This window comes from Defluviimonas sp. D31 (assembly GCF_033436765.1).
In the GTDB taxonomy this organism is placed as follows: Bacteria; Pseudomonadota; Alphaproteobacteria; order Rhodobacterales; family Rhodobacteraceae; genus Albidovulum.
The window spans coordinates 1-24971 of the sequence record NZ_JAWQFN010000007.1 but is presented as its reverse complement, the minus strand read 5'-3'; the positions used below and the strand labels follow the sequence as shown (position 1 = coordinate 24971).

The window sequence follows — 24971 nt, the reverse complement described above, 5'->3', positions numbered from 1 at the left end:
CGCTCGCCCGCGCGCCCGGTCTTTCTGGCGCCGGAGAAGGGGGTGGCCATGACACCTTTGCGCGGCATCACGCTGAAACTCTGTTCGGTCACGGTTTTCGTCGGCATGGCGAGCCTCATCAAGGCCACGTCCCATGTCGTGCCGCCGGGCGAGGCGGTATTCTTCCGCTCGGCCTGCGCGATGCCGGTTATCCTGATCTGGCTCTTCGCGCGTCGTGACCTGCGCGCGGGACTCGCGACGAAGAACCCGCTCGGCCATTTCTGGCGCGGCCTCGTCGGCGCGGCGGCGATGGGCTTCGGCTTCGCCGGACTCGGGCTTCTGCCGTTGCCCGAGGTGACGGCGATCGGCTACGCGGCGCCGCTCCTGACCGTGGTCTTCGCGGCAATGTTCCTCGGCGAGGAGGTGCGCGCCTTCCGGATCGCGACGGTGGCGCTCGGCATGGCCGGCGTGCTGGTGATCCTGTCGCCGCGGCTGACCGCGCTCGGCGCGGGCGAGATCGGCAGCACCGAGGCGCTGGGCGCGATCGTGGTCTTCGTCGGCGCGGTCTTCGCCGCGCTCGCGCAGGTCTTCGTGCGCCGCCTCGTGCAGGTGGAGCGCACCGCGGCGATCGTTTTCTACTTCTCGCTCAACGCAACATTCCTGTCGCTGGTCACCTTGCCCTTCGGCTGGGTCTGGCCCGATCCCGCGAGCGCCGCGATGCTCGTCCTTGCCGGAATCCTCGGCGGGCTCGGCCAGGTACTTCTGACCTCCTCCTACCGCTATGCCGATGCCTCGGTCGTAGCACCGTTCGAATATGCCTCGATGCTCCTGGCACTCGGCGTCGGCTACGTGGTCTTCGACGAGGTGCCGACGCGCACCGTGCTCGCGGGCGCGGCGCTCGTGGTCACCGCCGGGATCCTGATCATCTGGCGCGAACACCGGCTCGGGCTCGAGCGCGCGCGCCAGCGCAAGGCGATGACGCCGCAGGGATGAACGCCCGGGCTCAGGTTTCGAGCCAGATCGTCACCGGGCCCTGGTTGACGAGATGCACGTCCATATCGGCGCCGAACTCGCCGTTCGCGACCGTGATGCCCTCGGCGCGGAGCCGGTCGGAGAAGTAGCGGTAGAGCCGCTCGCCCTCGTCCGGCGGGGCGGCGGTCGAAAAGCCGGGCCGGTTGCCGCGCGAGGTGTCGGCGGCGAGCGTGAACTGGCTGACGACAAGGGCCGCGCCGCCGGTGTCGACGAGCGAGCGGTTCATCTTGCCCGCCTCGTCCTTGAAGATGCGGAGCTTGGCGATCTTGGCGGCAAGCTGGTCGGCCTCGGCCTCGCCGTCGCCCTGCATCGCGCAGACGAGGATCATCAGGCCGGCGCCGATCTCGCCAGTGACGCGGCCCCCGACGGTGACGCGGGCCTCGCTGACCCGTTGGACAAGTGCGCGCATCGGAGGGCTCCTCGGCTCGTATGGGGGCGTCACGCGGCATAACCCGGGTGACAAGCTGGCGCAACCGGGCGGGGCCGCGCCGATTGACGCGCGTCAGGGCCGGCGTGGCAGGGCGGGTTCAAGATCGGACCGGTTTGACAGCACTGGAGAGTCGTCATGGTCGAGAAAACCCCTGCAAGCACGTTCTGGCCGTCGTTCTACGAGCCGTTCCGGCATTTCGGGACGCGGCTTTCCGAATGGCTGGCCCCTGCCGCCGAGGCGTCCTCGGACGGCAAGGTCTACCGCATCGCGGTGGAGCTCCCCGGCGTCGAGGAGAAGGACATCGACATCAGCATCGACGACGGCATGGTCACGGTGAAGGGCGAGAAGAAGGAGAGCCGCGAGGAGAAGGGCGAGACCTGGTATTTCAGCGAGCGCCAATACGGCTCCTTCAGCCGCTCGTTCCGGCTGCCGGCCGACGCCGATCCCGGCAAGGTCAGTGCCGCGCTCAAGGACGGCGTGCTGATGCTGACCGTGGAGCGCGCCGCGCCCGAGGTGACCAAGGCCCGCAAGGTGCCGATCGGGCGCGGCTGACGCCGGTTCAGCTCTCTCCGGGCATGAGTTCGGCGGCGATGATCTCGACGATCGGCCGCGCCTCCGCGAGCGTCATGCCCGGTCTCAGCCGCCGGTCGTAGAGCATCTTCAGCATCAGCTCGTCCTGCCGGGTCAGGGTGGCAAATTCCTCGTTGTCGTTGAAGATCGACGGCCGCGCGCGCGGGTAGTCGGCGACGAGGCCGAGGCTCTGCGCCAGTTCCTCGTGGATGCAGGAGAGCCGCAGCCGCTCCGGCAGTTCGCCGCGGATCACGCTGATGGCGTCGCTGTAGGTCGCGCTGGTGCCCGAGGTGAAGGCGAAGACGGTGCAATAGGTCTCGGGTGCCATCGCGGTGACCGACCGGAGCGCGGCCTCGGATGTGCCGGGCGCAAGCTCGGCGATCCGGGGCGCCACGGCTCCGCGTTCGTCGGTGTTGAGGATCATCACGGTATGGTTGGGACGCCAGGCGGTGACGCGCATCGGGATCCCGGTCAGTCGCGACAGCCGCTCGAGATAGCTTGTGATCGCCGCCCGGTCGGTTTCGCGCTGGTCGAGAGGCACGGAGGCGCCGAACTCCACGTTGAGCCGCAGTGGCGTGTCCCAGCGGTGAAGCCGATTCTCGCGTGACTGCGCGACGAGCCGGCCACCCTCTTCGGTGAACTCGTCGTAGAAGGCGATGCGCATGAAGTTCTCGGCGAGGTCGTCCGGCCCGAACGGCGCGTCGGTTTCGCCGCCGTCGATCCTCAAGAGGTCCTGGGCCAGGTAGTTTGCCTCGACCCGGCCGTAATAATCGCGCGCGGCGAGGGTTTCAGCCGAGGGCCGCGCGGCGACCGGCTTGGGCGTGCCAGGCCCGCTCGCGGCGCCGGGTGCCCGCGCGGCGGGGTCGCAGGCCGCGAGTGCCGCGACGAGCGCGGGCAGCAAGACGAGGCGCGACAGGAGGGCAGGGCGCATCTTCGGTCAAACGCTCCGTGCCGGTCGGATGCGGGCGGGCGCTGATGCCGGGCGCGCAAGGCGTTCTGGCCGGGTACAAGCAGGAGGTCGGTTGCCATCGCGATCCAGATCGGGACGCGGTCCGCCGGCACGCCTTTCGCCCATCATCTCTCCCTTTTCCGGTCGCCGTGTTGCCGGATCGAGGGCGCCAGACGCGCCATCCTGAACCCTGTCCGGATTCGCGTGTCCGTTCCCCACACCATGCGCGCAACACTGGCATGGCGCGGCGCGCGGGCCAAGCCCCGGTCGCCACCGCGACTGCCGGCAGTGCCGGAATTTGCGGTTCACGCGCCGGCAAGGCCGGCGCGCCGGGGCCGGGCTTACTTCCGGCCGGGCTTCGGCCCGCGCCGCGCAGCGCCACCCGGCCGCGGCCCACGGTCGCCCTCGCCGCGCGGGGCGCGGGGCTTGTAGGGGCGGTCGCCGGAGCGTTCGGGCCGGTCGCCGTCGCCACGCGGGGCGCGGGGCTTGTAGGGGCGGTCGCCGGAGCTGCGCTCGGGCCGGTCGCCGTCGCCGCGCGGGGCGCGCGGCTTGTAGGGACGGTCGCCGGAGCGTTCGGGCCGGTCGCCCTCGCCACGCGGGGTACGGGGCTTGTGGGGGCGGTCGCCGGAGCTTCGCTCGGGCCGGTCGCCCTCGCCGCGCGGGGCGCGGGGCTTGTAGGGGCGGTCGCCGGAGCTGCGCTCGGGCCGGTCGCCCTCGCCGCGCGGGGTGCGGGGCTTGTAGGGGCGGTCGCCGGAGCGCTCGGGCCGGTCGCCGCCGCTGCGCGGTTTGCGGGGGCGGTCTGCTCCAGCCGCCGGGCGCTTCGGGCCGCGCCGTTCGCCGCCGTCACGTCCCGCTTCCGCAGCGCCGTCGCCGCCGTCCGCGAGACCGCCGAGCTGCTCGCGCAGCACGCGGCTTTTCACCTCGACGACATCGCCGAGCTTCATCTTGTTCAGCCGGAACGGGCCGTAGCTGACCCGGATCAGCCGGTTCACGGTCAGCCCGACCTCGGTCATCGCGCGGCGGATCTCGCGGTTCTTGCCCTCGCGCAGGCCCACCGTAAGCCAGGCATTCGCGCCCTGCTGCTTGTCGAGCGTGATGTCCATCGGCAGGAAGTCCTCGCCGTCGATGGTCACGCCCCGGCGCAGCGGATCGAAGGTCGCCTCGTTCGGGCGGCCGTTCACCCGCACCCGGTATTTCCTGAGCCATCCGGTGGAGGGCAGTTCCAGCTGCCGTTTCAGCTCGCCGTCGTTGGTCAGGAGGAGCAGCCCCTCGGAATTGAGGTCGAGCCGGCCGATGCTCATCACCCGCGGCATCCCCTCGGGCATGGTGTCGAAGACCGTCTGGCGGCCCTTCTCGTCCTTGGCCGAGGTCACGAGGCCGACGGGCTTGTAGTAGAGCCAGAGCCGCGCCGGCTGCGGTTCGTCGATCGGCTTGCCGTCGAGCGTCACCTTGTCGGAGGGCAGGACGTCGAGCGCGGGGCTTTTCACCGGCTTGCCGTTCACCGTCACCCGGCCGTCGAGGATCATCTTCTCGGCATCGCGGCGCGAGGCCACGCCCGCGCGGGCCATTACCTTGGCGATACGCTCGCCCTGTGCGGTGTCGTCGGTCATGGCGCGGAGCCCTCAATCTGGTCTGAAGCGCCCCCTCTAAACCCATTCGCGCCCCGGGGGAAGCGCTTGCGTGCGCCGCCGGGGCAGGGCATCACGGGGGCCATGAGCGGATTTCGCAGCCATATGGAGGCCGCGCTCGCCGAGGCGCGGGATGCGGCGGCGCGCGGCGAGGTGCCGGTGGGCGCGGTGATCGTCGCGCCCGATGGACGGATCGTCGCCGCGGCCGGAAACCGCACCCGCGAGCTGAACGATCCGACCGCCCATGCCGAGGTGCTGGCGCTCCGCGCCGCCTGCGCCGCTGCCGGGTCGGAGCGGCTGCCGGGGCACGACCTTTACGTCACGCTCGAACCCTGCCCGATGTGCGCCGCCGCGATCTCGTTTGCCCGCATCGGCCGGCTCTACTACGGGGCGGAGGATCCGAAGTCCGGCGGCGTCGCCTATGGCGCGCGGGTCTACGCCCATCCGCAGTGCCACCATGTCCCGGAGGTCTATGACGGGATCGGCGCGGAACCGGCGGCGCGGCTCCTGCAGGCGTTCTTCGCCGGGCGGCGCGGCTGACAAGGCTTGGTCCGGCGGCGCGATCGGTCTAGCCTTTGCGCAAGCGGGGAGGGGACCATGACCGAGACCTTGCCGGAACGCTCGAGGATCTACCGGGGCCGGATCACCGATTCGACGATCTGGGGCCGGTTCGCGCTCAGGTCCGGCGACGCGCTCGTGGTGACGCCGCCGAAATGCGGCACGACCTGGGTGCAGGCGATCGTGCTGATGCTGATCCACGGCCGACCGGGCATGGACAAGCTTGTCGACCAGATCTCGCTCTGGGTCGATTGCGGCTTTCGCGACGTCGATGCCCGCGCCGCGGTACTCGCCGGCCAAACCCACCGGCGCTGCATCAAGTCGCACACGCCGCTCGACGGGATCACCTACGATCCCGGTTGCACCTATTTCGCGGTCTACCGCCACCCGCTTGATGTGCATTTTTCGATGCGCCGCTTTGCGCTCTCGATGAATGTCGACCTGATGAACGACCGTTTCCCCGACGATATTTCCGAGGGATTCCGGATGTATCTGGAGGACCGTTCGAAGGACGGCGGCAACGACGACATGACGCTCGATTCCATCGCCTACCACTACGACTCGTTCCGGCGCTGGGCGCATCTGCCGAACCTGCATCTGCTGCACTACGCCGATCTCACGCGCGACCTGAAGGGGCAGGTCGAGCGCATCCAGCGGATCCTCGGCTACGACCATCCCGAAAGCCTCGTCGACGAGATCGTCGAGGGCGCGCGGTTCGAGACCATGAAGGCCAATGCGCGGGAGGCGGTGCAGGAGGAGAACTCGGTCCTCGACAATGCCGCGAGTTTCTTCGAAAGCGGGACCAGCAAGAAGTGGGAGAAGCACCTCACCGGGGAGGAGGTCGCCCGCTATGACCGGCGCATCCGCGAACTGCTGCCTGAAGAAGACGTGCGCTGGCTGGAATGGGGCGCGGCGGCCGCGTGATGCGCGATCGTGTCGGGGCAGACACATACAATCGCCTTCGGAACCAGGTACAATTCTGCGCTTTGTATCCGCCGGATTCGGTGTATGGTGCGCGCGTCCAGACACCAGAAGAAGGAGGCGTAGGATGACATTCCATGATCTTGCGATGCTCCGTCGAGGTGCGTGGACCCTTGAGACCGCAGCAACGTGGTACCCGGCCTATCACGGCCACTGCTGACGTCCTCGCCGCCGGGCGACCGCCCGGTCATTTCCACCAATCCTGACGCGCCCAAGTGGTCCCTTTCGCGGGACGACTGCACCCCGCCGAGCGGATTCGCATTCAAACCCAACCATTGAGGAACCGGCGGCCATGGGCAGCCGGTCGTGTGAACACATGAACGTCGAACTGCATCTCGACCCCCGCCCTCCCGCCGCCGCGCTGGAGGATCTGATCTCCCGGCACGGCCCGGCCCGCGTCGCGGCGGCGCTCCTGGGCGTGCTCGCGGCGCGGCTCAGGCCGTCGCGGCGGCGCTCCGCGGACGATCTGTCAGGCTGGCTCCGCCGTGACATCGGGCTAGACCCTCTGGACAAGAGCCCGGAGTACTGGAAGTTCCTGCCTTGAAGGGCCGGGTGCGGGGTGCCGCGCCCGGCCTCTTGCGCGGGATCAGAGCGTGATCGGGACCAGCACTTCGGGCTCGATCACCTCGACCCCGGACAGCCCGGCCTTCAGCTCGTCCGCCGACTGAGCAAGGATGGGGAACGTCTTGTAATGGCAGGGAATAACGGTCTTGAAGGCGAAGAACTTCTTCGCAGCCTAGGCCGCGGCCTTCATGTCCATCGTGTAATGGCCGCCGGCGCAGAGGATGCCGATGTCGGGCTTGTGGTACTCCCCCATCCAGCCCATGTCCGCCATCACGTCGGTATCGCCCGAGACATAGATCACATGGCCCTCGCCGGCGATCATGAAGCCGGCCTCCGAGCCTGCGGGCTGCGGCAGGCCGCCGGCGAAGTCGATGCTTGATGAATGGCAGGCGTTTACCATCGTAACCTTCGCCCCGCCGAGATCCACAGTGCCGCCCTTGCCGAAGCCGAGCGCCTCGACGCCCTCGGCACCGAGCACGACCGAGAGCTCGTGAATGCAGGCGACAGGGATGCCGGCGTCCTTCGCGATCGCGACGGCATTCGAGGCGTGGTCGCCGTGGCCGTGGGTCAGGAGAATATGGGTCGCCCCTGCGACCGCTTCGGCGCGGCGCTTTTCGGGGAATGACGGATTGCCGGTGACCCAGGGGTCGACGAGCAGCACCGCGCCCTCGATCTCGATGCGAAAGCCGGAATGGCCGAGCCAGGTGATCTGCATGGAACCCTCCCTTGTGCTGGCGCGCTTGGGTAAGGCTAGAGCGTCGGTGGCGGTGAGACAACCGTTCCGTCCGGCGCGGCGGCCGGGCCGGGAGGGCGAATTTTCGGCGAAAATTCGGGGTCTCCGGCCGGGCGTCACGCCAGCCAGGTCACCGGGCAGCCGATCCGCTCGAGGAAGGCGAAGAGGTCGTCTCGCGACATCGCGACGGTGCGGTCGTTGACGAGCGGGTGCATGTAGATCACCTCCGCCTCGCGGGCGGCGGGGTCGAGGTGGAAGCTCACGCCGGTCTTCACGCCGTTGACCATCGCGAGCGGGCTGACCGCGCCCGGCCTGATGCCGAGATGCTCGAAGAGCCGTTCCTCGGAGCCGAAGGAGAGGTTGCCCGCGCCGAGCGCGACGCCGAGCGCCTTGAGGTCGATCTCGCGGCTCTGCTCCAGCGTCACGAGGTGGTTCCGTTTCTTCTTGTCGCGGAGATAGAGGTTCTTGATCCGGAGCGCCTTTTCGCCCGGCTGGACGAAGAGATGTTCCGCGGCCTTGGAATCCTCGACCGTCCGGAGCGGGGCATGGGTGAAGAGCCGGTAGGGCAGACCCCAGGCGTCGAGCTCGGCGAGAAGCGCGTCGGAGCTGAGGGGCAGGCTGTCCTGATAGGCGGAGGAGGCGTCCATGTCGTACCTTTCGCTGGCGGGCGGACAATAGGGGCGCGCGCGGCCCCCCGCAATGCCCGGTCCGGCTTGCGGCCCCGGCGCGGCACGGCTAAACGGTGCGGGACGTTTTTCAAGGGGGCACCCATGTCGATCGACACCGATACCGCCCGCAAGGTCGCGCATCTGGCGCGCATCGCCGTGAAGGAAGAGGACCTGCCGGCGCTGGCGGGCGAACTCTCCGCTGTTCTGGCCTTCATGGAGCAGCTCAACGAAGTCGATGTCGAGGGCGTCGAGCCGATGACCTCGGTCACGCCGATGCGGCTCAAGCGCCGCAAGGACGTGGTGACGGACGGGAACATGCCCGAAAAGATCCTCTCGAACGCGCCCGACGCGCGCGAGGGTTTCTTCGCAGTGCCGAAGGTGGTGGAATGAGCGAACTGAACAGACTGACCATCGCGGCCGCGCGGGATGCGCTGCGCAAGGGCGAGGTGACCTCGGCCGAGCTGACCGAGGCCTGCGTCGCCGCGATCGAGGGGGCCGGGGCGCTCAACGCCTTCGTCCACAAGACGCCCGAGATCGCGCGGGAGCGTGCGGCGGCGGCGGACCAGCGGATCAAGGCGGGCGACGCGCCGGCGATGTGTGGCATCCCGGTCGGGATCAAGGATCTTTTCTGCACTAAAGGCGTGCCCTCGCAGGCGGCCTCGAACATCCTTCAGAACTTCCGTCCCGAGTACGAATCCACCGTCAGCCAACAGCTCGCGGACGCGGGTGCCGTCATGCTCGGCAAGCTCAACATGGACGAGTTCGCGATGGGCTCGTCGAACGAGACCTCCTGCTACGGCAATGCGGTCAACCCCTGGCGGCGTGGCAATGACGATACGGCGCTGACGCCCGGCGGGTCCTCGGGCGGCTCTGCGGCGGCGGTCGCGGCCGATCTCTGCCTTGGTGCCACCGGCACCGATACCGGTGGCTCGATCCGCCAGCCCGCGGCCTTCACCGGCATCACCGGGATCAAGCCGACCTATGGTCGTTGCTCTCGCTGGGGCATCGTCGCCTTCGCCTCCTCACTGGACCAGGCCGGGCCGATGACCAAGGACGTGCGCGACGCGGCGATCATGCTGCAGGCGATGTGCGGTCATGACCCCAAGGATTCGACCAGCGCCGATCTCGCCGTGCCGGATTTCGAGGCCATGCTCACCGGCGACATCCGCGGCAAGAAGATCGGTATCCCGCGTGAATACCGCATGGATGGCATGCCCGAGGAGATCGAGGCGCTCTGGCACAAGGGGGCCGAGATGCTCCGCGATGCCGGTGCCGAGATCGTCGACATCTCGCTTCCGCATACGAAATACGCGCTGCCGGCCTATTATGTCGTGGCGCCCGCCGAGGCCTCGTCGAACCTCGCGCGCTATGACGGCGTCCGCTACGGCCACCGCGCCAAGCTTGCGCAGGGCGACGGCATCACCGAGATGTACGAGAAGACCCGCGCCGAGGGCTTCGGCCACGAGGTCCAGCGCCGGGTGATGATCGGCACCTATGTGCTCTCGGCCGGCTTCTACGACGCCTATTACAACCGAGCCCGCAAGGTCCGCGCGCTGATCAAGCGCGATTTCGAGACCGTCTTCGCCGACGGCATCGACGCGATCCTGACGCCGGCGACACCCTCGGCGGCCTTCGGGCTCGGCGAGATGGCCGATGCCGATCCGGTCGCGATGTATCTCAACGACGTCTTCACCGTCACCGTGAACCTCGCCGGCCTGCCGGGCGTCGCGGTGCCGACGGGGCTTGACCGGCAGGGCCTGCCGCTCGGGCTCCAGCTCATCGGCCGGCCGTGGGAAGAGGGTGATCTGCTAAATCACGCCTATGTGCTGGAGCGCGCGGCGGGATTTGTTTCCAAGCCGTCGAAATGGTGGTAAGGCGCGCTCCGAAGGGGAATTGGAAATTCGCGATGCGTAAAATTGTGCCTAGCCTGACGCTGCTCTTCGTGGCGGCCTGCCAACCCTCGGGACCGGCCAACCAGACCGGCGGCGTCGGATTCGAGAGCTACAGCGACTATCAGAACAGGCGCATGGCCGAAGTTCAGGCCCAGGTGCCGGGGCAGATGCCGATCAACACCGCGCAATCCCCGATGACGACCTATCCGCAGCCCATGACCACCGGCACCGGTGCGCCGACCGCGGCGGAGCTCGCGCAGGCGGGTGTCACCGGCGCGGCCGCTCTGGCGAATACGCAAACCGCGTATCCGCAGGCGGCGTATCCGCAAACCACCTATCCGCAGACGACCTATCCGCAAACCGCGTACCCTCAGACCGCTTATCCGCAGACGACCTATCCGCAGGTCGCCGCACCCGTCTATCCGCAGGCGACGGCCCCGGCGGCGGTCGTCCCCGCCGCGCCGGCCAACCATACCGGCATCTCCGACGAGCAGGAGTTCAGCGCGGTCTCGTCGCGCGAGACGATCGAGTCGGACAAGGAGCGAATGGCCGCGAACCGCGCGCAATACGAGCAGATTCAGCCGACCGAACTGCCCCAGCGAGAGGGTGGATCGGGCCCGAACATCATCGAATACGCGCTCAGCGCGCCGAACCGGCTGGGCGAATCGATCTACAAGCGCTCGGGCGTGGCGCTCGCCAACCACGAGCGCGCCTGCGCCCGCTATGCGACGCCCGAAGATGCGCAGAAAGCCTTCCTGAAGGCCGGTGGTCCGCAGCGCGACTCGAAGAACCTCGATCCCGACGGCGACGGCTTCGCCTGTTTCTGGGATCCGACCCCGTTCCAGAAGGTGCGCGGCTGAGGCGTGGCGGCGGCCTCCGCCTCGCCCAATTTCGGTGAGCGGCGCGGCGGCGCGCGGCCGAGCCTGATCGTCCTCCACTATACCGCGATGCCAACCTGCGCCGATGCGCGGGCGCGGCTGTGCGATCCGGCCGCCGAGGTCTCGGCGCATTACCTGATCTCCGAGGCTGGCGTCGTCGATGCGCTGGTGGCGGAGGAGGCGCGGGCCTGGCATGCCGGGGCAGGGGCCTGGGGGGCGATCACCGACGTCAACTCGCACTCGATCGGGATCGAGCTTTCCAATCCCGGCGATGCGCCGTTCCCCGAACCGCAGATGGCGGCGATGGAGGCGCTTCTGGCGGGCATCATGGCGCGCTGGACGATCCCGCCCGAGCGGGTGATCGGCCATTCCGACATGGCGCCCGAGCGCAAGCGCGATCCGGGGCCGCGATTCGACTGGCGGCGACTGGCGCGGGCCGGGCTCTCGGTCTGGCCCGGCGCGCATGGCGATCCCGACACCGCTTTCGCCGCCTCCGCCCGCGCCTTCGGTTATCCCGACGCGGCGCCCGAGATCCTGCTCGCCGCGTTCCGGCTGCGCTTCCGGCCCTGGGCCGTCGGACCCGAGGATGGGGAAGACCGGGCGCTCGCCGCCGATCTCGCCCGCCGCTTCCCGGTTGACGGCGGCACGGCGGACGCCTAACTCCACGGTGCGCGGATGGCCGGATGACCGCGAGGGGCGACCTTCGAGGAAAGTCCGGACTCCATGAAGCGACGGTGCCGGGTAACGCCCGGCCGGGGAAACCCGAGGGAAAGCGCCACAGAGAAGAGACTACCCCGGACTTGTCCGGGGAAAAGGTGAAACGGTGGGGTAAGAGCCCACCGCGGACTTGGCAACAAGGACGGCACGGCAAGCCCCACCGGGAGCAATGCCAAATAGGGGCCTCGCGCGGGGCAAGTCCGCAAGGATACTGACCGCAGGGACGCTTCAGCCCGAGAGGCCCGGGTTGGCAGCTTGAGCGCGCCGGTAACGGCGCGCCGAGAGGAATGGTCATCCAGCACCGGATCACGGTCCGGGGTGGACAGAATCCGGCTTACAGGCCATCCGCGCATCCTTTGCTTATGATCCGCCCGTCCTCGCGTCACGCGGACCTATCCGCGCCGGTCGGCAGGAGTGATCGGCAGACCCCGCACGGCCCGGAAGAGCGCCGCAAGCGGGGCAACGAGCCGCGCCAGCGACACCCGGCGGCGGTACGCGGCCTCGGCGTGCAACTGCTCCGCCCTGCGCTCGATGTGCTCTTTCAGCGCGATCGCATGGCGCTCTTGCGGGCGGCCAGAGCGGTGATCGGTGACGAGATGGCGGTGGTCATGTCCGAACATCTTTCCATCCTTCGTTCTGCTGACTTGACGATGGCAAGGATGGTAATTGAGTCCGATTGAGCGAATAATTCGCTTAGTGTGTCATTTACTATTTCGAAAAGTGGAATAATACTTGCGGCATGGACATGCTCCTGGCCATGAAGGTTGCCGCAGAGATCGCCCATCGCGGCAGTTTCACCGCGGCGGGCCGCGCACTCGGTCTGTCGCCGCCCTCGGTCAGCCGGATCGTCTCCGAGCTTGAAGCCGACCTCGGCGTGCGGCTCTTCAACCGAAGCACGAGGCATGTCGCGTTAACGGAGGAGGGGCAGGCCTTCTTCCAAAGGGGCGAGGCGATACTTGAAGAAATCGATGCCTTGAGAGAAGTGACGCGCGCGCAGCATCGTGTCCCCAGTGGCCAGATCACGCTCAGCTCGTCGGTGGCATTCGGCAATGAGTTGCTGCCGCCGGCAATCGCGGGGTTTCTGGCCAGGCATCCGGAGGTGCAGGTTCAACTCGGCGTTTCAAACCGGACCGTGGACCTCATTCAGGAGCATGTGGATATCGCGTTTCGCATTGGCGTTGGCGGGTTGCCGGACTCGACGCTCAAGGCGGTAAGGGTTCTCGATTACCGGCTGATTTTCGTCGCGTCGCCCGGTTACCTGAGCGCGCATGGCTACCCGGCCGATCTGGAGGAGCTGAAAGGGCGGCCCGTCGTCAAGCTTTTCACAGGCAGTTGGGGCCATGTTCATACCCTTCAGACGCCGGATGGCCCCGTTGAATACCGTCTCCCGGACGCGTTCGGCGTTGACGCATTCCGGGCCCAGCTTGGGGCGGTTCTCGCAGGGCATGGCCTCTCGCTCATGCACGACTACGTTGCCGCACCGGAGATCGCAGCGGGGCGGCTGGTCCACGTTCTGCCCGGGTTTCAGACGGTGCCGCAATCGGTCTTTGCCGTTTACGCGCACCGTCACCTGATGGCGACGCGAATTCGGGTCTTTCTCGATTTCATCCTCGAGTGGTTTAAAGGCCGGAACACGCCGCTCGGCGGCCCGGCTGTCGCGGAGGACAGCCGGTAGGCTGCGGCAGGGCGGCTCCTGCCCGACTACGGGACGGTCGCGCAGCCGAGTCACGCTGTATTCCGGCTCCGGACTCGAGTGCCGGCCAGGGGCCGGGTCATCGTCGACTACCTCGTCGACCACTTCGCCCGCCGATCGGCAAGGGTGGCGCAGGTGCTTGGGTGATTTTCGCTGATTTTCTGGCGGTTCGCGGTATCATGGCCGCGAACAACACGGAGGAGCACCATGAGTTTCGTCAAGACGCTGGCGGCGCTGGCCGCCGGATTCGCCGCTGCCAAGGGCTATGACAAGTACCAGGGCATGGGGGGCATGGCTGGTGTGAAGAAGATGATGAAGGAGGCCGGAGAGCCGGGCGGCATGGTCGATCAGCTTGGCGCGAGCGCCGAGAAGATGGGCGTGCCGGGCGGCGCCCGCGCCGTGCGCGATCTCTACGAACAGTTTGGTGGCGCGACAGACGCCGCCGAGGCCGGGCTCGGCGGGCTTCTCGCCTCAATGACCGGCGCGGCCAGTGCCGGCAGCAAGGCGATGGGCGAGATGATGGGCGCGATGGTGGGCGCAAGCCCGGCCTCGGTGGTCGCCGAGGAACATGCCCGGCTGATGATCCGCGCCATGATCCAGGCCGCCAAGGCCGATGGCGAGATCGACGCCGAGGAGCAGCGCAAGATCCTCGACCATCTCGGCGATGCGAGCGCCGAGGAGGTCGCCTTCGTCCGTGCCGAGCTGCAGCGGCCGTCGGACGTGATGGCGCTGGCGCAGGCCACCGACGAGTCGATGCGGGCGCAGATCTACGCCACCTCGCTGATGGCGATCCGGGTCGACAACCCGGCCGAGCACGTCTATCTGAACCAGCTCGCCCAGGCGCTGAGGCTCGATCCGGCGACGCGGGCGCGGCTGCACCGGGAAATGGGGCTCGCCGCGGGGTGAGCCTGCAGAAATTGCGCGGTTCGGGGCAGGATTGCGGTTGACTCCGTCCCGTGCCCGGGTAAAAGGCGGGCTCCAAGGATTTCGCGGGCGGCAGACCGTCCGGCTGTAGGAGAACGACGATGGCGAAGCCGACGACGATCAAGATCCGTCTGAACTCGACGGCGGGCACCGGGCACTTCTATGTGACCAAGAAGAACGCCCGCACCATGACCGAAAAGATGGTTGTGCGGAAGTACGACCCGGTCAAGCGCGAGCATGTCGAATACAAGGAAGGCAAGATCAAGTAAGACCTGCCGGATCGACGAGGATCAGGGCCGCGCAATTGCGCGGCCTTTTCTTTTGGTGGAGTGCCATGGCCGACGGCTTCACGATCCGAACGGCGCGGCCGGCCGATCTCGCTGCGGTCGACGCGTTGCTGGCGCGGTCTTATCCGCGGCTGCTCGCGCCCGACTATCCGCCCTCGGCCCTCGTGCTTGCACTGCCGCTTCTGGCAAGGGCGCAGCCGGCCTTGCTCGCCTCCGGGCGCTACTTTCTCGCAGAGGCCCCCGACGGGCAAGTGATCGGCGCGGGTGGCTGGTCGCGGGCCGCACCGGGTTCCGGCGGGACCGGACCGGGCCTCGGCCATATGCGCCATCTCGTGACGGATCACCGGCATCTGCGGCAGGGCATCGCGCGGGCGATCCTCGCGCGGGTCTTCGCGGAGGCGCGTGCCGACGGTGTGGGGGAACTTGACTGTCTGTCGACGCGGACGGCGGTGCCGTTCTACGAGGCGGTCGGCTTCGAGTGGCGCGAGGACGTGACCGTCGCGCTCCGGCCCGGCATCGACTTCCCGGCGGTCCGGATGCGGGCGCGGATATGAAAAGGGCCGGGGAGATCCCCGGCCCTTCGATCTTCGGTTCGGCTCAGATCACTCGCGGTTGCCGAGGAACTGAAGCAGGAACATGAACATGTTGATGAAGTCGAGATAGAGGTTCAGCGCCCCCATGATTGCCGACTTGCCGAGCCATTCCGCATCGCCGTGCTGGGCATGGGCGATGTAGGTGTTCTTGATGTTCTGCGTGTCATAGGCGGTGAGGCCGGCGAAGATCAGCACGCCGAGCGCCGAGATTGCGAGCTGGACCGTGCCCGAGCCGAGGAAGATGTTGACGATCGAGGCGACGATCAGGCCGATCACGCCCATGATCAGGAACGAGCCCCAGCCCGAGATGTCCTTCTTCGTCGTGTAGCCCCAGAGCGATAGGCCGGCGAAGGCGATCGCGGTCACGAGGAAGGTCTGCACGATCGACATGCCCGTGAAGACCAGGAAGATCGAGCTGATCGAGACGCCCATCACCACGGCGAAGCTGTAGAAGACCAGCTGCGCGGTGGCGGCCGACATGCGGTTGATCATCGCGGCGAAGCCGAAGACGAAGGCCAGCGGCGCGAACATCACAACCCATTTCAAGGGCGAGAGGTAGAGCGCGGCGCCGAAGCCGGTCAGGTACTTGTCGGCACCGATCTGGGCGGCGGCGAGCGACGGGTCGGTGGTCACCGAAAGGCCGGCAATCGCCCACGCGGCGGCCGCGGTCAGCAGCATGCCGACGGACATCAGCCCGTAGACCTTGTTCATATGGGCGCGCAGGCCCTCGTCGATCGCAAGCGTCCGGGCGCCTACCCGGCCGGCACGGATCGTTTCATATTCAGCCATCTAAGCCTCCAGATGCGTTTCCACCGGGCGCGACGTCGCCGTCGCGCCCTCCGAAGGCAAATATCGGGAAGCATGCGCGCGAATTCAAGCTTTTCCAGCCCGAAATGGATGATTACCGGCGCCAGTAATTCGGCACGTCCCAAGCCGGGCGCCCGGCTTCGCGGCGGGCCTCGTCCGCGGACACGCCGATGTCCTTCAAGAGATAATCGTTGAGATCGGCGAGCGCCTGGCGCTGGCGACGGACCTCCAGCATCAGCCGCAGCCGGTCGATGAGCCGGCGGCGCAGGCGGGGCAGGCGGTGTGCGAGTGCGCGTTCCATCGGTATTCCTTTCGTCTGGTAATGGATTGACCATTGTTCATCAGCAGGCTTGATAAATATGGCGCGATGTGATGAATTAGTGAAATGAATGCTTGTAGCGTAAAACATAACGGAATGTGATGATGGCCCGGAATCTCGATCTCACCGCCCTGCGCGCGCTGGTCGCGGTCGCCGATGCCGGCGGCGTGACGCGTGCGGCGGGGCTCCTGAATCTCACGCAGTCGGCGGTCTCGATGCAGATCAAGCGGCTCGAGGAGGGGCTGGGGCTCGGGCTCTTCGTCCGCGCGCAGCGCCGCCTGACGCTGACGCCGGAGGGCGAGCAGCTTCTCCATTATGCGCGGCGCATGCTGGAGCTGAACGACGAGGCGCTGTCGCGGCTCGCGGATACCGGCGTGGCCTGCGAGATCCGGCTCGGCGTGCCGCATGACATCGTCTACCCGGCGATCCCCGGAATCCTGCAACGGCTCAATGCGGTCTATCCCTGCGCCCGCGTCAACCTTCTGTCCTCGTTCACGCCGCTGCTGAAGGAGCAGTATGCGAAGGGCGAACTCGACCTGATGCTGACGACCGAGGAGGCGCCGGGCGAGGGCGGTGAGAGCCTCGCGCGGCAGTCTCTGGTCTGGGTCGGCGCGCCGGGCGGGATGGTCGCGCGGCGCCGGCCGCTGCGGCTCGGCTTCGAGGAGAACTGCAGGTTCCGCCCGGTGGCGATCGGCGCGCTCGACCGCGCGGGAATCGCCTGGGAGATGGGCTTCACCGGCCGCTCGAACGACACGATCCAGGCGATGATTGCGGCCGATCTCGCCGTCTCGGCGCGGATGCGGGGGTTGATCCCGGACGGGCTGGCGGAGGTCGTGGGTGCCGATCTGCCCGATCTCGGCACGATGCAGATCTGCCTTTACGACGCCGGGATCAGCAAGGGCGAGGTCACCGACCGGCTGAAAAGCGAGATTGTCGCGGCCTACGCCTCGGCCGAGACCCGCACCACGACCTTGCCGGTCGATTTCCGCGCCCGCAGGAGCGCCAGCGCCTCTTCGGCCCGTGCCAGCGGCAGCCGGTAGGAGATGTGGGGCCGGAGCCCGCCCTCCTGATACCATCCGAAGAGCGTGGCGAGGCTCGTCGTCAGGACCTCCGGCCGGAACTTCAGATAGCCGCCCCAGTAGAGCCCCATTACCGAGAGGTTCTTGACGAGGAGGTGGTTGGCCTTGATCTGCGGCACGGTCCCGCTCGCGAAACCGATCGTGAGGATGCGGCCGTCGGGGTTGGTCGCGCGGAAGGCGGCGTCGAACTGTTCGCCGCCGACCGGGTCGTAGACCACGTCGGCACCGCCGAGCGCCTTGATCGCGCCGCGCAGGTCGCCGGCCTCGCTGTCGATCAGGTGGTCGGCGCCGGCGGCCTCGGCCGTGGCGAGCTTGTCGGCTCCGCGTGCGCAGGCGATGACGCGTGCGCCCATGCGCTTGCCGATCTCCACGGCGGTCAAGCCGACCCCACCCGCGGCGCCGAGCACGAGGAGCGTCTCGCCCGGTTGCAGGCGCGCCTTGTGGTCGAGCGCAACATGGCTCGTGCCGTAGGCGACCTGGAACGCGGCCGCGTCGTCGAAGGGCATCGCGTCGGGCAGCGGCACGCAGCGCGCCGCAGGAAAGCAGCCGTATTCGGCGAGCCCGCCGCAGGGCGCATGCACCGCGACCCGCGTGCCGGGGGCGGGGCCTGTGACGCCGGGCCCGAGCGCATCGACCCAGCCTGCCGGCTCCATCCCGAGCGTCAAGGGTGGCTCGGGCCGTTCCTGGTACTTGCCCTCGATCATCAGGAGATCGGCGAAGTTCAGCCCGCAGGCCGCGATCCTGAGCCGGACCTCGCCGGGGCCGGGTTCCGGCAGCGGGAGATCGCGCAGTTCCGGCGACCCGCCGAAGGTTTCGATACCGAACGCTTTCATCTTACCTCCCTCGCTCGAGGGGAGGCTACCCCTCCGATTGAGCGGTTTCCAGTGGCATTGAGCAGGGTGGCATTTGCAAAATGAACAAGGCTTCCCGCAAGATCTTTGCGAAATGAATTGCAAAATGCAAAATTCTCCTGAGGCGAGCGACACGATCTGTATTTTCGTATAGGATGACACCGTGCGATAAATATGGATTCTTGAAGGGAACGGCATCGGCTGCGCGTGACCTTCGCCTTTTTGGTAATTCCTTATCGAATTTCGGGGAGGTTATTATGAATGGCATGAAATTTGCTAGTTTAATGGCATGGTAGTGTGGAGGCGGATATGAAACACCCTGTAGATGTGCACGTTGGCAAGCGGGTCCGGCATCGGCGCTGGATGGTCGGCATGACCCAGCAGCAGCTTGCGGACAAGGTCGGCATCAAGTTCCAGCAGATCCAGAAATATGAAACCGGCATGAACCGGATTTCCGCCTCCCGGTTGTGGGATATCGCGGATGCGCTCAGCGTGCCGATCAGCTTCTTCTTCGAGGGGCTCGATTCCCGCACGCCGATCGTCGAGGAGATCGACGGCGACATCCTCGCCGACAAGGAGGCGCTGATGCTGGTGCGCTCCTACTACGCGATCCCCGAGGCGCAGCGCCGCCGGCTCTTTGATCTCGCCAAGGTTCTGTCCGACGCAGCCTGAGGCGACTTGACCGGGAGGGGCACCGGGGGCTACCGCTGGCGCAAAGATGCGCGAGGCCCCCGATGAGCCCTTTCCCCGATTCCGAGCGTGACGCGCTCGTGGCCACCGCCCATGCCCTGGCCGACGCCGCCCGCGAGGCGACGCTCGCGCATTTTCGCGCCGACGGGCTGTCTGCCGATACCAAGGAAACCAGCCGCTTCGACCCGGTGACGGTCGCCGACCGCGCCTCGGAGGAGCGGATGCGGGCGATCCTCGCCGAGCGGCGCCCGGACGATGCGATCCTTGGCGAGGAGTTCGGGCCGAAACCCGGAACCTCGGGCCTGACCTGGGTGCTCGACCCGATCGACGGCACGCGCAGCTATCTCTCCGGCACCCCGACCTGGGGGGTGCTGATCGCGCTCTCCGACCCGACCGGCCCGCTCTTCGGCCTGATCGACCAGCCCTATATCGGCGAACGCTTCGCCGGCGGGTTCGGGATTTCCGAGGTGACCGGCCCGATGGGGGTGCGGCCGCTCAGGGCACGCCCGGCGCGGCCGCTTTCCGAGGCGATCCTTTTCACCACCTTTCCCGAGGTCGGCACCGAGGCCGAGGGCGCGGCCTTCCGCCGGCTCTCCGCGCGGACCCGGCTCACCCGCTATGGACTCGACTGCTACGCCTACGCGCTCGTCGCCGCCGGCCAGATCGACCTCGTGGTAGAGGCGGGGCTGCAGGCCTACGACGTGCAGGCGCCGATCGCGGTGATCGAGGCGGCGGGCGGCATCGTCACCGACTGGGAGGGCCGCCCCGCACATCAGGGCGGAAGGGTGCTGGCCGCGGCCAATCCCAAGATCCATCGCGCGGCGATGGAAGCGCTGAACGGCTAGGTTGCACAAGTTCCGCGAGGGACTGCCGTCGCACGCCGGGCGCGACGGCCAGCGGCCCGAGTGGCCCGCTCGCGGTGGATCTACTGCGAGGCGCCTCGCCGCCATCAATCGACCGGAAATGGTCCCGCGTCTCCGATCCGCCCGGCGCACGATTCAGGTTTCGCTCGCCTTGCATCCGGTGCCGCAAGCGCGCCATGCAACACATGACGGCAAGGTGCCGTGGGCCTGAATGTCCGTCGAACTGGAACCCATTTTTTTCTTTCCCGATCATGACTTATCCGGGCTTCATCTTGAAATGTTTCGGCAGCCGCAGGCCGGCCTCCTTGGCGGCGTTATGCAGGTCGTCCGAAAGATACATTTCGGGATCGATCAACTGCCGGTCGCGCCACAGATGTGCGCCCGCCGTTGCCTCCGCCGATACAGCAAGTCCCTCGATATACTTCTTGTCTGGCAAGCGGGACGAGTAGCGACCAGAAAGCTCCAGCCGCTTCCACGCGCCCTCGGCGCTCTTCTCCGGGACAAACGCATCCAGGAACCGGCCGATCACCAGAACGTGGTAGGATTCAGGGTACTCCACGCCCTTCGGCATGGTGATCCGGACGGATGGAACTGATGCATACCGGGGTCGATCCGCTCCAGCAGGTCCTTCATCGGCGTCGTGACAGCCATTATGCCGGCAAGGCTGATGAAGGAACCGAGATTCCTGTAGGTCTTGTCGGTCCGGAACTCGGTCGGCCATTCATGCGGTTCGATTGGCGTCAGCGGGGGATTGCTGCCCATGGGCACACCGATTTCGGACGAGAACTTCCAAGTGACTCTGGATATGTAGTCGATAGGACGCGTTCCAAAGCGGGCCTTTTCTGCCTCGGTCATCTGATTGTAGTGTTCCGTGAGCCTTTCCCGACGGCCAACAAACTCACCGTCCGGAAAAAAATGGAGGTGTCCGCAAACCGTGTTGGTTCGCTTCGTCAAATGACGGGTTGGCCAATATTCCTCCGCCTTTCCAGCGGAGGATACCTTTGCTACACCACGATTTTCGTCGCTTTCTCGATGCCCTCGACGAGCTGAACCCGGCCCAGATCGAGGATGCCCAGACAAAGATCCGGGACCTGCGGCGAAAGACGGAGGCGATTTCTGAGATCGAGGCACGGACAAACCAAGAACACAAGTGCCCGTTCTGCGGCGACGAGCGACGTCAGAAGTGGGGCCGCACACGGACCAAGGTCCAGCGTTACCGATGCGGAGGCTGCCAGAAGACCTATTCAGGCCGAACTGGGAGCGCCATCGGCCGCATCCATCGTCCTGACCTGTTCATGGTCGCGCTGAGGGACATGCTGGGCACCTCCGCGCCGCAATCGGTGCGCAAGCTTGCGAAGCGGCTCGGGCTCAACAAATACACGGTCTGGCGCTGGCGGATGCTGGTCTTCTCGATCATCGGCGAAGGTGCAGCGACGGCCTTCTCCGGGATCATCGAAGCGGATGAGACCTACCAACGGGAGTCCCGGAAGGGTTCTCGGGAATGGGCTCGGCACTTCGCCGATCCGCAGAATATCCCGCAGCCGCCACGCCCCAGGTGGGAGGACTTCACAACACAGGGGCTGAAGATGATGCGGGGCCTCTCGAGGTGGCAGCTCCCCATTCTCACCGTCGCTGACCGGAGCGGCGCGCGGCTCTTTCAGCGCCTGGCGAACCGCAAAGGTGCGACGCTTGAGCGCGCAATGAATCCCCTGGTTCCTGGCGATGCCGTGCTCTGCTCGGACGGGGCCAACGGCTATGCGAAGCTCGCAACGGCAAGCGGTATTGAGCACTTCGTGGTCGGCAGCAAGCCGGGCACGCGTGTCGCCGCGGGCTGCTATCACATCCAGAACGTGAACTCGCTCCACGCCCAATACAACAAGTTCATAAAGCCCTTCTGCGGGCCGGCCACGAAGAACCTCAACGGCTACATTCGTTGGCTGGAGGTGCGGCTGGGAGGGGCGCTGCCAGCCGACATAATACGAACCTCATAGCGCAACGTCGATGCGGTCCGACGTCCGCTCCGAGCCCGAAACCGACGTGTTCGCAGCTGCGGTAGAATGGCTGCAATGGACGGTTTCCCGACCGCCTCGTGTTTCCGCGGAGCGATCACCTCTCAGGGCGCGCTCCGATCAGAAATCGAAATCGCCGGTGGCAACCACGTCGTCAGGCAACCATGTCTCGTGGACCTGCAAGATTTCAACGCCGCCGGAAGGCTTCTCTCCCAGCACCATTGTGGTGATACGCCCGTTGTTTGGCTGGTCAGAGTCCTTGGCCGCTTTCTGCCATTCCTGGTAGTTGACGACAGCCATCTTCCCGTTGACGTGATTCACGCGAATGTCGCGGATCTTGATGCGGAAGTCGGGGTTCGTGCCGTAGATCGACGACATGTAACCCTTAAAGTCTGCTTTCCCGAACCGGCGACCGGCAGGGAAGATCGCGACGAAGCGGTCCGATATTCGGTCTAGCGCATTTCGCTGAAAGGTTTCCGCATTTCCGGGGCACCGGCCGCCGACCCAATCGGTGAAGAAGGCGTGGATATCGAAAATGGTGTTTTCTATGTCTGTGGTCTGCAGGGACATATTCGTCTCCTTTGGTCTGTCAGGGGTCACTCGGGCGCGGGAACCTGGATCGGGGCACCGGCATCGCTAACCGCGAAGATCAGCAGCGTTGCGGGTTCGCTCGCGCTCATGTTGCGGCCGATCATCGGCAGGTTCGGAACCTCGTAGGCCACCTGCCCGGGTGCCAGTTGCGCGGGCGGCTGACCTTCGACTTCAAGTTCCACGGCGCCCTCGAGTACGAACATGAACATGTGTCCGGGATGCAGATGACGTGGCGTCTCGAAACCGCCCGGCACGTCGATTTGCAAGACGTTGACTTCCTTGCCCTCCATTCCGGCGAGGGGCTGGTTCAGTAGCATGGTCACGGTTTCCTCGTCCGCGCCGGCCGGGAGGGTGCCGGTCATAGATGCAAGGGCAATTGCGGTGAGTGTCGTTGTCAGTCTGGTCATGGCGTGTTCCTTTTTGTGGTTTTGGTTTGAAGGGCGGTCGGTCCGGCTTTGGCCCGCCATACCGTTAACCGAGCGGTGTAAGCGACGAGCGACATGAACGTCGTGCCAGTGCCTTGCCTCCGCACCCCGTGCGCTGATCGATATGGTCTGCATGCCTCGTTTCCTTCACGAACCATGGGGTCGAAGGTAGATCGGGCGGGGCGGCGCCCGCTTCGGTGAGGCTGCCGATGGTCCGTTCTTTTTTGTTTGGGTAGAATTACCCAGAGCCGCCGGGTGCGGTCAGCTTGTTGGTGATCGCCCAGGCCGATGCGGCGGCACGAGTCGGTGCGTCGATGCGGGTCAGGATATCTGATACGTGCCGGTCAACGGTGCGTTCCGAAAGACCCAGCTGGCCGGCGATCTCGCGGTTCGTCAGGCCCTTGGTGACAAGGTGCAGCACCTCGGTCTGCCGACGCGTCAGGATCGACGCCTCGCCATGAGCAAGTTCGCGGATGAGTGCGTCCGCATCCTGCCGTTCGGGTTCGGCCCCCAAGGACGCGAACGCGGTGCCGGCGGCGCGTGCCTCGGCCATGGCGCCGTCGACATCACCAAGTGCGCCACAGGCCCGAGCGCTACGCAATCGCACCCGCGCAAGGCGGTAAGGGCAGGCCAGATTGCGCCAAAGACCTGTGGATCGGGCGTAGAACTTGACGGCCTGTTCGGGCAGATCGTCCTGAGCCGCCAGATCGCCCTGCATCTCGGCCAAAGATGCGGCCACGGCGTCCGAAGGATAGGTTTCGGCCAATGCCTGCATCTCTTCGCAGAACGCTCGGGCTTCGTCCAATTTCTTCAGACCGAGGGCGATTTCGACCGCCGCCCCGAGAAGCCGCATCCGCTCGGTCGGCGCGTCGGTGGCCGCCAAGGCCCTGCGGATCGCTGCCGCCGCCGACTGACCGGACCCCTGCCGCAACCGCATCAGCGCCAGCCCCGGCTGAGGGTCAAACCCCAAGGCGCTCGCCTTGCGGTAGCTCTCGTCTGCGGCATCGTACGCGCCGCGCAGCCGGTGCAATTCGCCCTGCTGATAGTGCGCGGGGCCGGCGTGATGTGCCGCCGGACCTGCCGTCAGACGCTTGATCGCGACGCGGGCTTCCGACTCGGCTTCCGGCCATCGTCCATCGAACATCAGAATCTCGGACCGGTGTATCAAGCAGCGACCGGTAAACGCGACCAACTCGGGTTGTTTCGCGCACCATGAAGACAGGGCTTCGGTCCACTCGCTGGCGCGCCGCAGGATCTGATAGCGTTGGCAGGCCTCTATGACGCTGCAATAGATCAGGCCTGTCACGATGGGTGACAACCGCCCTTCCGTGGTCGCCACCATCGTCTCGTCCAGCGACGACAGGCCCTTGTGAAGGTCGCCGAGCGCCAATTGAGCGCGTCCGACAAGATGGCGCGCAATCGCGGAAAGATCTTCGTCGCCGTAACGCTCGCCGATCTCCAGCGCTTTTTGGGCAAAGTCGACCGCTGCATGGTTGTCGCCCGCGCCAAAACTCGTCTCGACCTTTGGAAGCAACAGGTACCCGGCCTCTGCACAGTCGGTTCCGGCTTCCTGCAGCACATGTCCCGCACGCGCCAGCCAACCGCCACCGCGTCCATGCTCGTGTCGGAACAGGAGCGTGAGGCCAATCCAGAACGCGGTCCGGGCTGCTTCGCGTGGCGCTTTCGTGTCGGTATAGGCGTCAAACGCCCGGCCCATCAGGTCGAGATAGGTGTCCTCGCGCCCGGTCATGTAGGCCGCAGTGGCGTAGTCGCGAAGACTGTCGCCATCGACAATCGCACCTGATCGATCTGCTTCGGACATTCCTGCAAACGCACACTCCCACTCGCCGGCATTTGCCAGCGTAGTCGCAGTCGCAAAGTCGGAACCGGAAGCCATTCCGGAATTGTAACAGGAAAATCCACGGTGCGAACTTTCGGTTCGACGTCGGCGGAGGTTAAGCGTCCGCTCAATGCCGTTCACGACAGCCTGGTCAGGTGAACCCAAGGTCTGGATCGTCCGCACCCCAGACATAGGCCTCACGAAACTCGCGGCGGCCGGCATGAAGGACCGCTTTTCTTCTGCGGTGCAGCTGAAGGCATCAGTCGATCGGCATACTGCATCGGCGAGCGTCGGAGCCGAAGCATTTCCGGTATGGGCTCGAAGCTGACCTGCGGCGGCGCAGCATTGGGGGTCTACGGCACGGATCTGAGACCCGCCATTGACCGTTGGCCCTACAATCGGTGGTCAACGCGGCGTTGAT

30 protein-coding genes, 1 other RNA gene and 1 pseudogene are annotated in these 24971 nt (G+C 66.6%); 18 read left to right on the top strand and 14 right to left on the bottom strand.

From position 1 onward, the window contains the following. Nucleotides 1–48 precede the first annotated feature (48 nt). Nucleotides 49–972, top strand: coding sequence for a DMT family transporter (locus R5H32_RS13255; protein WP_318339161.1), 924 nt, complete (start codon nt 49–51; stop codon nt 970–972). A gap of 10 nt (nt 973–982) precedes the next feature. Here the strand turns inward: R5H32_RS13255 and dtd are convergent, their stop codons facing one another. After that, on the bottom strand, nt 983–1420 hold the full coding sequence (gene dtd / locus R5H32_RS13250; protein ID WP_318339160.1) for a D-aminoacyl-tRNA deacylase: 438 nt from the start codon (nt 1418–1420) through the stop codon (nt 983–985). 156 nt (nt 1421–1576) lie between these two features. Between dtd and R5H32_RS13245 the strand changes: the two genes are divergently transcribed. Continuing rightward, nucleotides 1577–1993 carry an Hsp20/alpha crystallin family protein gene (locus tag R5H32_RS13245; protein ID WP_318339159.1) on the top strand — a complete coding sequence of 139 codons (417 nt, stop codon included), beginning with the start codon at nt 1577–1579 and terminating at the stop codon, nt 1991–1993. A 7-nt stretch (nt 1994–2000) separates the two neighbouring features. Here the strand turns inward: R5H32_RS13245 and R5H32_RS13240 are convergent, their stop codons facing one another. Together R5H32_RS13240 and R5H32_RS13235 are read right to left on the bottom strand one after the other, a co-directional pair. Then, nucleotides 2001–2942 (bottom strand): DUF2927 domain-containing protein, encoded by a 942-nt coding sequence (locus R5H32_RS13240; RefSeq protein ID WP_318339158.1) that lies wholly within the window; start codon nt 2940–2942, stop codon nt 2001–2003. Between the two features lie 359 nt (nt 2943–3301). Then, nucleotides 3302–4570, bottom strand: a complete 1269-nt coding sequence (locus R5H32_RS13235) for a pseudouridine synthase (RefSeq protein ID WP_318339157.1) — start codon at nt 4568–4570, stop codon at nt 3302–3304. A gap of 102 nt (nt 4571–4672) precedes the next feature. Between R5H32_RS13235 and R5H32_RS13230 the strand changes: the two genes are divergently transcribed. From R5H32_RS13230 to R5H32_RS13220, 3 genes are all read left to right on the top strand, one after another. Further along, nucleotides 4673–5128, top strand: a complete 456-nt coding sequence (locus R5H32_RS13230) for a nucleoside deaminase (RefSeq protein WP_318339156.1) — start codon at nt 4673–4675, stop codon at nt 5126–5128. Between the two features lie 57 nt (nt 5129–5185). Then, complete coding sequence (locus tag R5H32_RS13225; RefSeq protein ID WP_318339155.1) at nt 5186–6070, top strand: sulfotransferase domain-containing protein; 885 nt, start codon at nt 5186–5188, stop codon at nt 6068–6070. A gap of 373 nt (nt 6071–6443) precedes the next feature. Further along, nucleotides 6444–6671 carry a hypothetical protein gene (locus R5H32_RS13220; RefSeq protein ID WP_318339154.1) on the top strand — a complete coding sequence of 76 codons (228 nt, stop codon included), beginning with the start codon at nt 6444–6446 and terminating at the stop codon, nt 6669–6671. A gap of 42 nt (nt 6672–6713) precedes the next feature. On the opposite strand, the pseudogene R5H32_RS13215 reads toward R5H32_RS13220, so the two are convergent. Further along, nucleotides 6714–7406 (bottom strand): annotated as a pseudogene (locus R5H32_RS13215) (metal-dependent hydrolase). 134 nt (nt 7407–7540) lie between these two features. Beyond that, complete coding sequence (locus tag R5H32_RS13210) at nt 7541–8071, bottom strand: prolyl-tRNA synthetase associated domain-containing protein (RefSeq protein ID WP_318339153.1); 531 nt, start codon at nt 8069–8071, stop codon at nt 7541–7543. Between the two features lie 123 nt (nt 8072–8194). On the opposite strand from R5H32_RS13210, the gene gatC reads away from it, so the two are divergent. The 5 genes from gatC to rnpB all read left to right on the top strand — a co-directional run bounded on the left by gatC (nt 8195) and on the right by rnpB (nt 11932). Continuing rightward, nucleotides 8195–8482 (top strand): Asp-tRNA(Asn)/Glu-tRNA(Gln) amidotransferase subunit GatC, encoded by a 288-nt coding sequence (gene gatC / locus R5H32_RS13205; protein WP_263336555.1) that lies wholly within the window; start codon nt 8195–8197, stop codon nt 8480–8482. After that, nucleotides 8479–9966, top strand: coding sequence for an Asp-tRNA(Asn)/Glu-tRNA(Gln) amidotransferase subunit GatA (gene gatA, locus R5H32_RS13200; protein WP_318339152.1), 1488 nt, complete (start codon nt 8479–8481; stop codon nt 9964–9966). Before gatC ends, gatA begins: the two co-directional genes overlap by 4 nt. Nucleotides 9967–9998: 32 nt before the next feature. Further along, nucleotides 9999–10844: a hypothetical protein gene (locus tag R5H32_RS13195; RefSeq protein ID WP_318339151.1), complete on the top strand. Its 846-nt coding sequence runs from the start codon at nt 9999–10001 to the stop codon at nt 10842–10844. Between the two features lie 3 nt (nt 10845–10847). After that, nucleotides 10848–11522, top strand: a complete 675-nt coding sequence (locus tag R5H32_RS13190) for an N-acetylmuramoyl-L-alanine amidase (protein WP_318339150.1) — start codon at nt 10848–10850, stop codon at nt 11520–11522. 11 nt (nt 11523–11533) lie between these two features. Next, nucleotides 11534–11932: RNase P RNA component class A (rnpB, locus tag R5H32_RS13185), an RNA gene on the top strand. A 39-nt stretch (nt 11933–11971) separates the two neighbouring features. Here rnpB and R5H32_RS13180 read toward each other — a convergent pair. After that, nucleotides 11972–12199 carry a hypothetical protein gene (locus R5H32_RS13180; RefSeq protein WP_318339149.1) on the bottom strand — a complete coding sequence of 76 codons (228 nt, stop codon included), beginning with the start codon at nt 12197–12199 and terminating at the stop codon, nt 11972–11974. Nucleotides 12200–12318: 119 nt separating this feature from the next. Here R5H32_RS13180 and R5H32_RS13175 point away from each other — a divergent pair, with 119 nt between their 5' ends. From R5H32_RS13175 to R5H32_RS13160, 4 genes are all read left to right on the top strand, one after another. Beyond that, nucleotides 12319–13254: a LysR family transcriptional regulator gene (locus R5H32_RS13175; protein ID WP_318339148.1), complete on the top strand. Its 936-nt coding sequence runs from the start codon at nt 12319–12321 to the stop codon at nt 13252–13254. 225 nt (nt 13255–13479) lie between these two features. Continuing rightward, the gene (locus R5H32_RS13170; protein ID WP_318339147.1) at nt 13480–14178 is read left to right on the top strand and encodes a tellurite resistance TerB family protein; all 699 of its coding nucleotides are present in this window, start codon (nt 13480–13482) and stop codon (nt 14176–14178) included. A gap of 119 nt (nt 14179–14297) precedes the next feature. Continuing rightward, nucleotides 14298–14465 carry a 50S ribosomal protein L33 gene (gene rpmG / locus R5H32_RS13165; RefSeq protein WP_017928995.1) on the top strand — a complete coding sequence of 56 codons (168 nt, stop codon included), beginning with the start codon at nt 14298–14300 and terminating at the stop codon, nt 14463–14465. A gap of 65 nt (nt 14466–14530) precedes the next feature. Further along, nucleotides 14531–15037: a GNAT family N-acetyltransferase gene (locus R5H32_RS13160; RefSeq protein WP_318339146.1), complete on the top strand. Its 507-nt coding sequence runs from the start codon at nt 14531–14533 to the stop codon at nt 15035–15037. A gap of 48 nt (nt 15038–15085) precedes the next feature. Here R5H32_RS13160 and R5H32_RS13155 read toward each other — a convergent pair whose 3' ends face one another. Continuing rightward, nucleotides 15086–15865 carry a Bax inhibitor-1/YccA family protein gene (locus R5H32_RS13155; protein WP_318339145.1) on the bottom strand — a complete coding sequence of 260 codons (780 nt, stop codon included), beginning with the start codon at nt 15863–15865 and terminating at the stop codon, nt 15086–15088. 112 nt (nt 15866–15977) lie between these two features. Further along, entirely contained in the window at nt 15978–16184 is a 207-nt protein-coding gene (locus R5H32_RS13150; RefSeq protein ID WP_318339144.1) for a DUF1127 domain-containing protein, read from the bottom strand. Nucleotides 16185–16306: 122 nt separating this feature from the next. Between R5H32_RS13150 and R5H32_RS13145 the strand changes: the two genes are divergently transcribed. Next, the gene (locus R5H32_RS13145) at nt 16307–17242 is read left to right on the top strand and encodes a LysR family transcriptional regulator (protein ID WP_318339143.1); all 936 of its coding nucleotides are present in this window, start codon (nt 16307–16309) and stop codon (nt 17240–17242) included. Here R5H32_RS13145 and R5H32_RS13140 read toward each other — a convergent pair. Then, nucleotides 17143–18114, bottom strand: coding sequence for an NADPH:quinone oxidoreductase family protein (locus R5H32_RS13140; protein WP_318339142.1), 972 nt, complete (start codon nt 18112–18114; stop codon nt 17143–17145). The genes R5H32_RS13145 and R5H32_RS13140 overlap by 100 nt on opposite strands. Before the next feature lie 327 nt (nt 18115–18441). Here R5H32_RS13140 and R5H32_RS13135 point away from each other — a divergent pair, with 327 nt between their 5' ends. Continuing rightward, nucleotides 18442–18804 carry a helix-turn-helix domain-containing protein gene (locus R5H32_RS13135; protein WP_263336521.1) on the top strand — a complete coding sequence of 121 codons (363 nt, stop codon included), beginning with the start codon at nt 18442–18444 and terminating at the stop codon, nt 18802–18804. Nucleotides 18805–18866: 62 nt separating this feature from the next. Then, nucleotides 18867–19667 (top strand): histidinol-phosphatase, encoded by an 801-nt coding sequence (gene hisN / locus R5H32_RS13130; protein WP_318339141.1) that lies wholly within the window; start codon nt 18867–18869, stop codon nt 19665–19667. A 274-nt stretch (nt 19668–19941) separates the two neighbouring features. On the opposite strand, the gene R5H32_RS13125 is transcribed toward hisN, so the two are convergent. Then, nucleotides 19942–20214, bottom strand: a complete 273-nt coding sequence (locus R5H32_RS13125) for a hypothetical protein (protein ID WP_318339140.1) — start codon at nt 20212–20214, stop codon at nt 19942–19944. Continuing rightward, nucleotides 20211–20540 (bottom strand): hypothetical protein, encoded by a 330-nt coding sequence (locus R5H32_RS13120; protein ID WP_318339139.1) that lies wholly within the window; start codon nt 20538–20540, stop codon nt 20211–20213. The genes R5H32_RS13125 and R5H32_RS13120 overlap by 4 nt, the downstream gene beginning before the upstream one ends. Before the next feature lie 146 nt (nt 20541–20686). Here R5H32_RS13120 and R5H32_RS13115 point away from each other — a divergent pair, with 146 nt between their 5' ends. Continuing rightward, the gene (locus R5H32_RS13115; protein ID WP_318339138.1) at nt 20687–21676 is read left to right on the top strand and encodes an IS1595 family transposase; all 990 of its coding nucleotides are present in this window, start codon (nt 20687–20689) and stop codon (nt 21674–21676) included. 138 nt (nt 21677–21814) lie between these two features. Here the strand turns inward: R5H32_RS13115 and R5H32_RS13110 are convergent, their stop codons facing one another. The 3 genes from R5H32_RS13110 to R5H32_RS13100 form a co-directional block, all read right to left on the bottom strand. Next, nucleotides 21815–22264 carry a nuclear transport factor 2 family protein gene (locus R5H32_RS13110; protein ID WP_318339137.1) on the bottom strand — a complete coding sequence of 150 codons (450 nt, stop codon included), beginning with the start codon at nt 22262–22264 and terminating at the stop codon, nt 21815–21817. Between the two features lie 26 nt (nt 22265–22290). Continuing rightward, a complete protein-coding gene (locus R5H32_RS13105) occupies nt 22291–22692 on the bottom strand; it encodes a cupin domain-containing protein (protein WP_318339136.1) in 402 nt (133 codons plus the stop codon). A gap of 256 nt (nt 22693–22948) precedes the next feature. Continuing rightward, nucleotides 22949–24532, bottom strand: coding sequence for a LuxR C-terminal-related transcriptional regulator (locus R5H32_RS13100; RefSeq protein ID WP_318339135.1), 1584 nt, complete (start codon nt 24530–24532; stop codon nt 22949–22951). Nucleotides 24533–24971 lie beyond the last annotated feature (439 nt).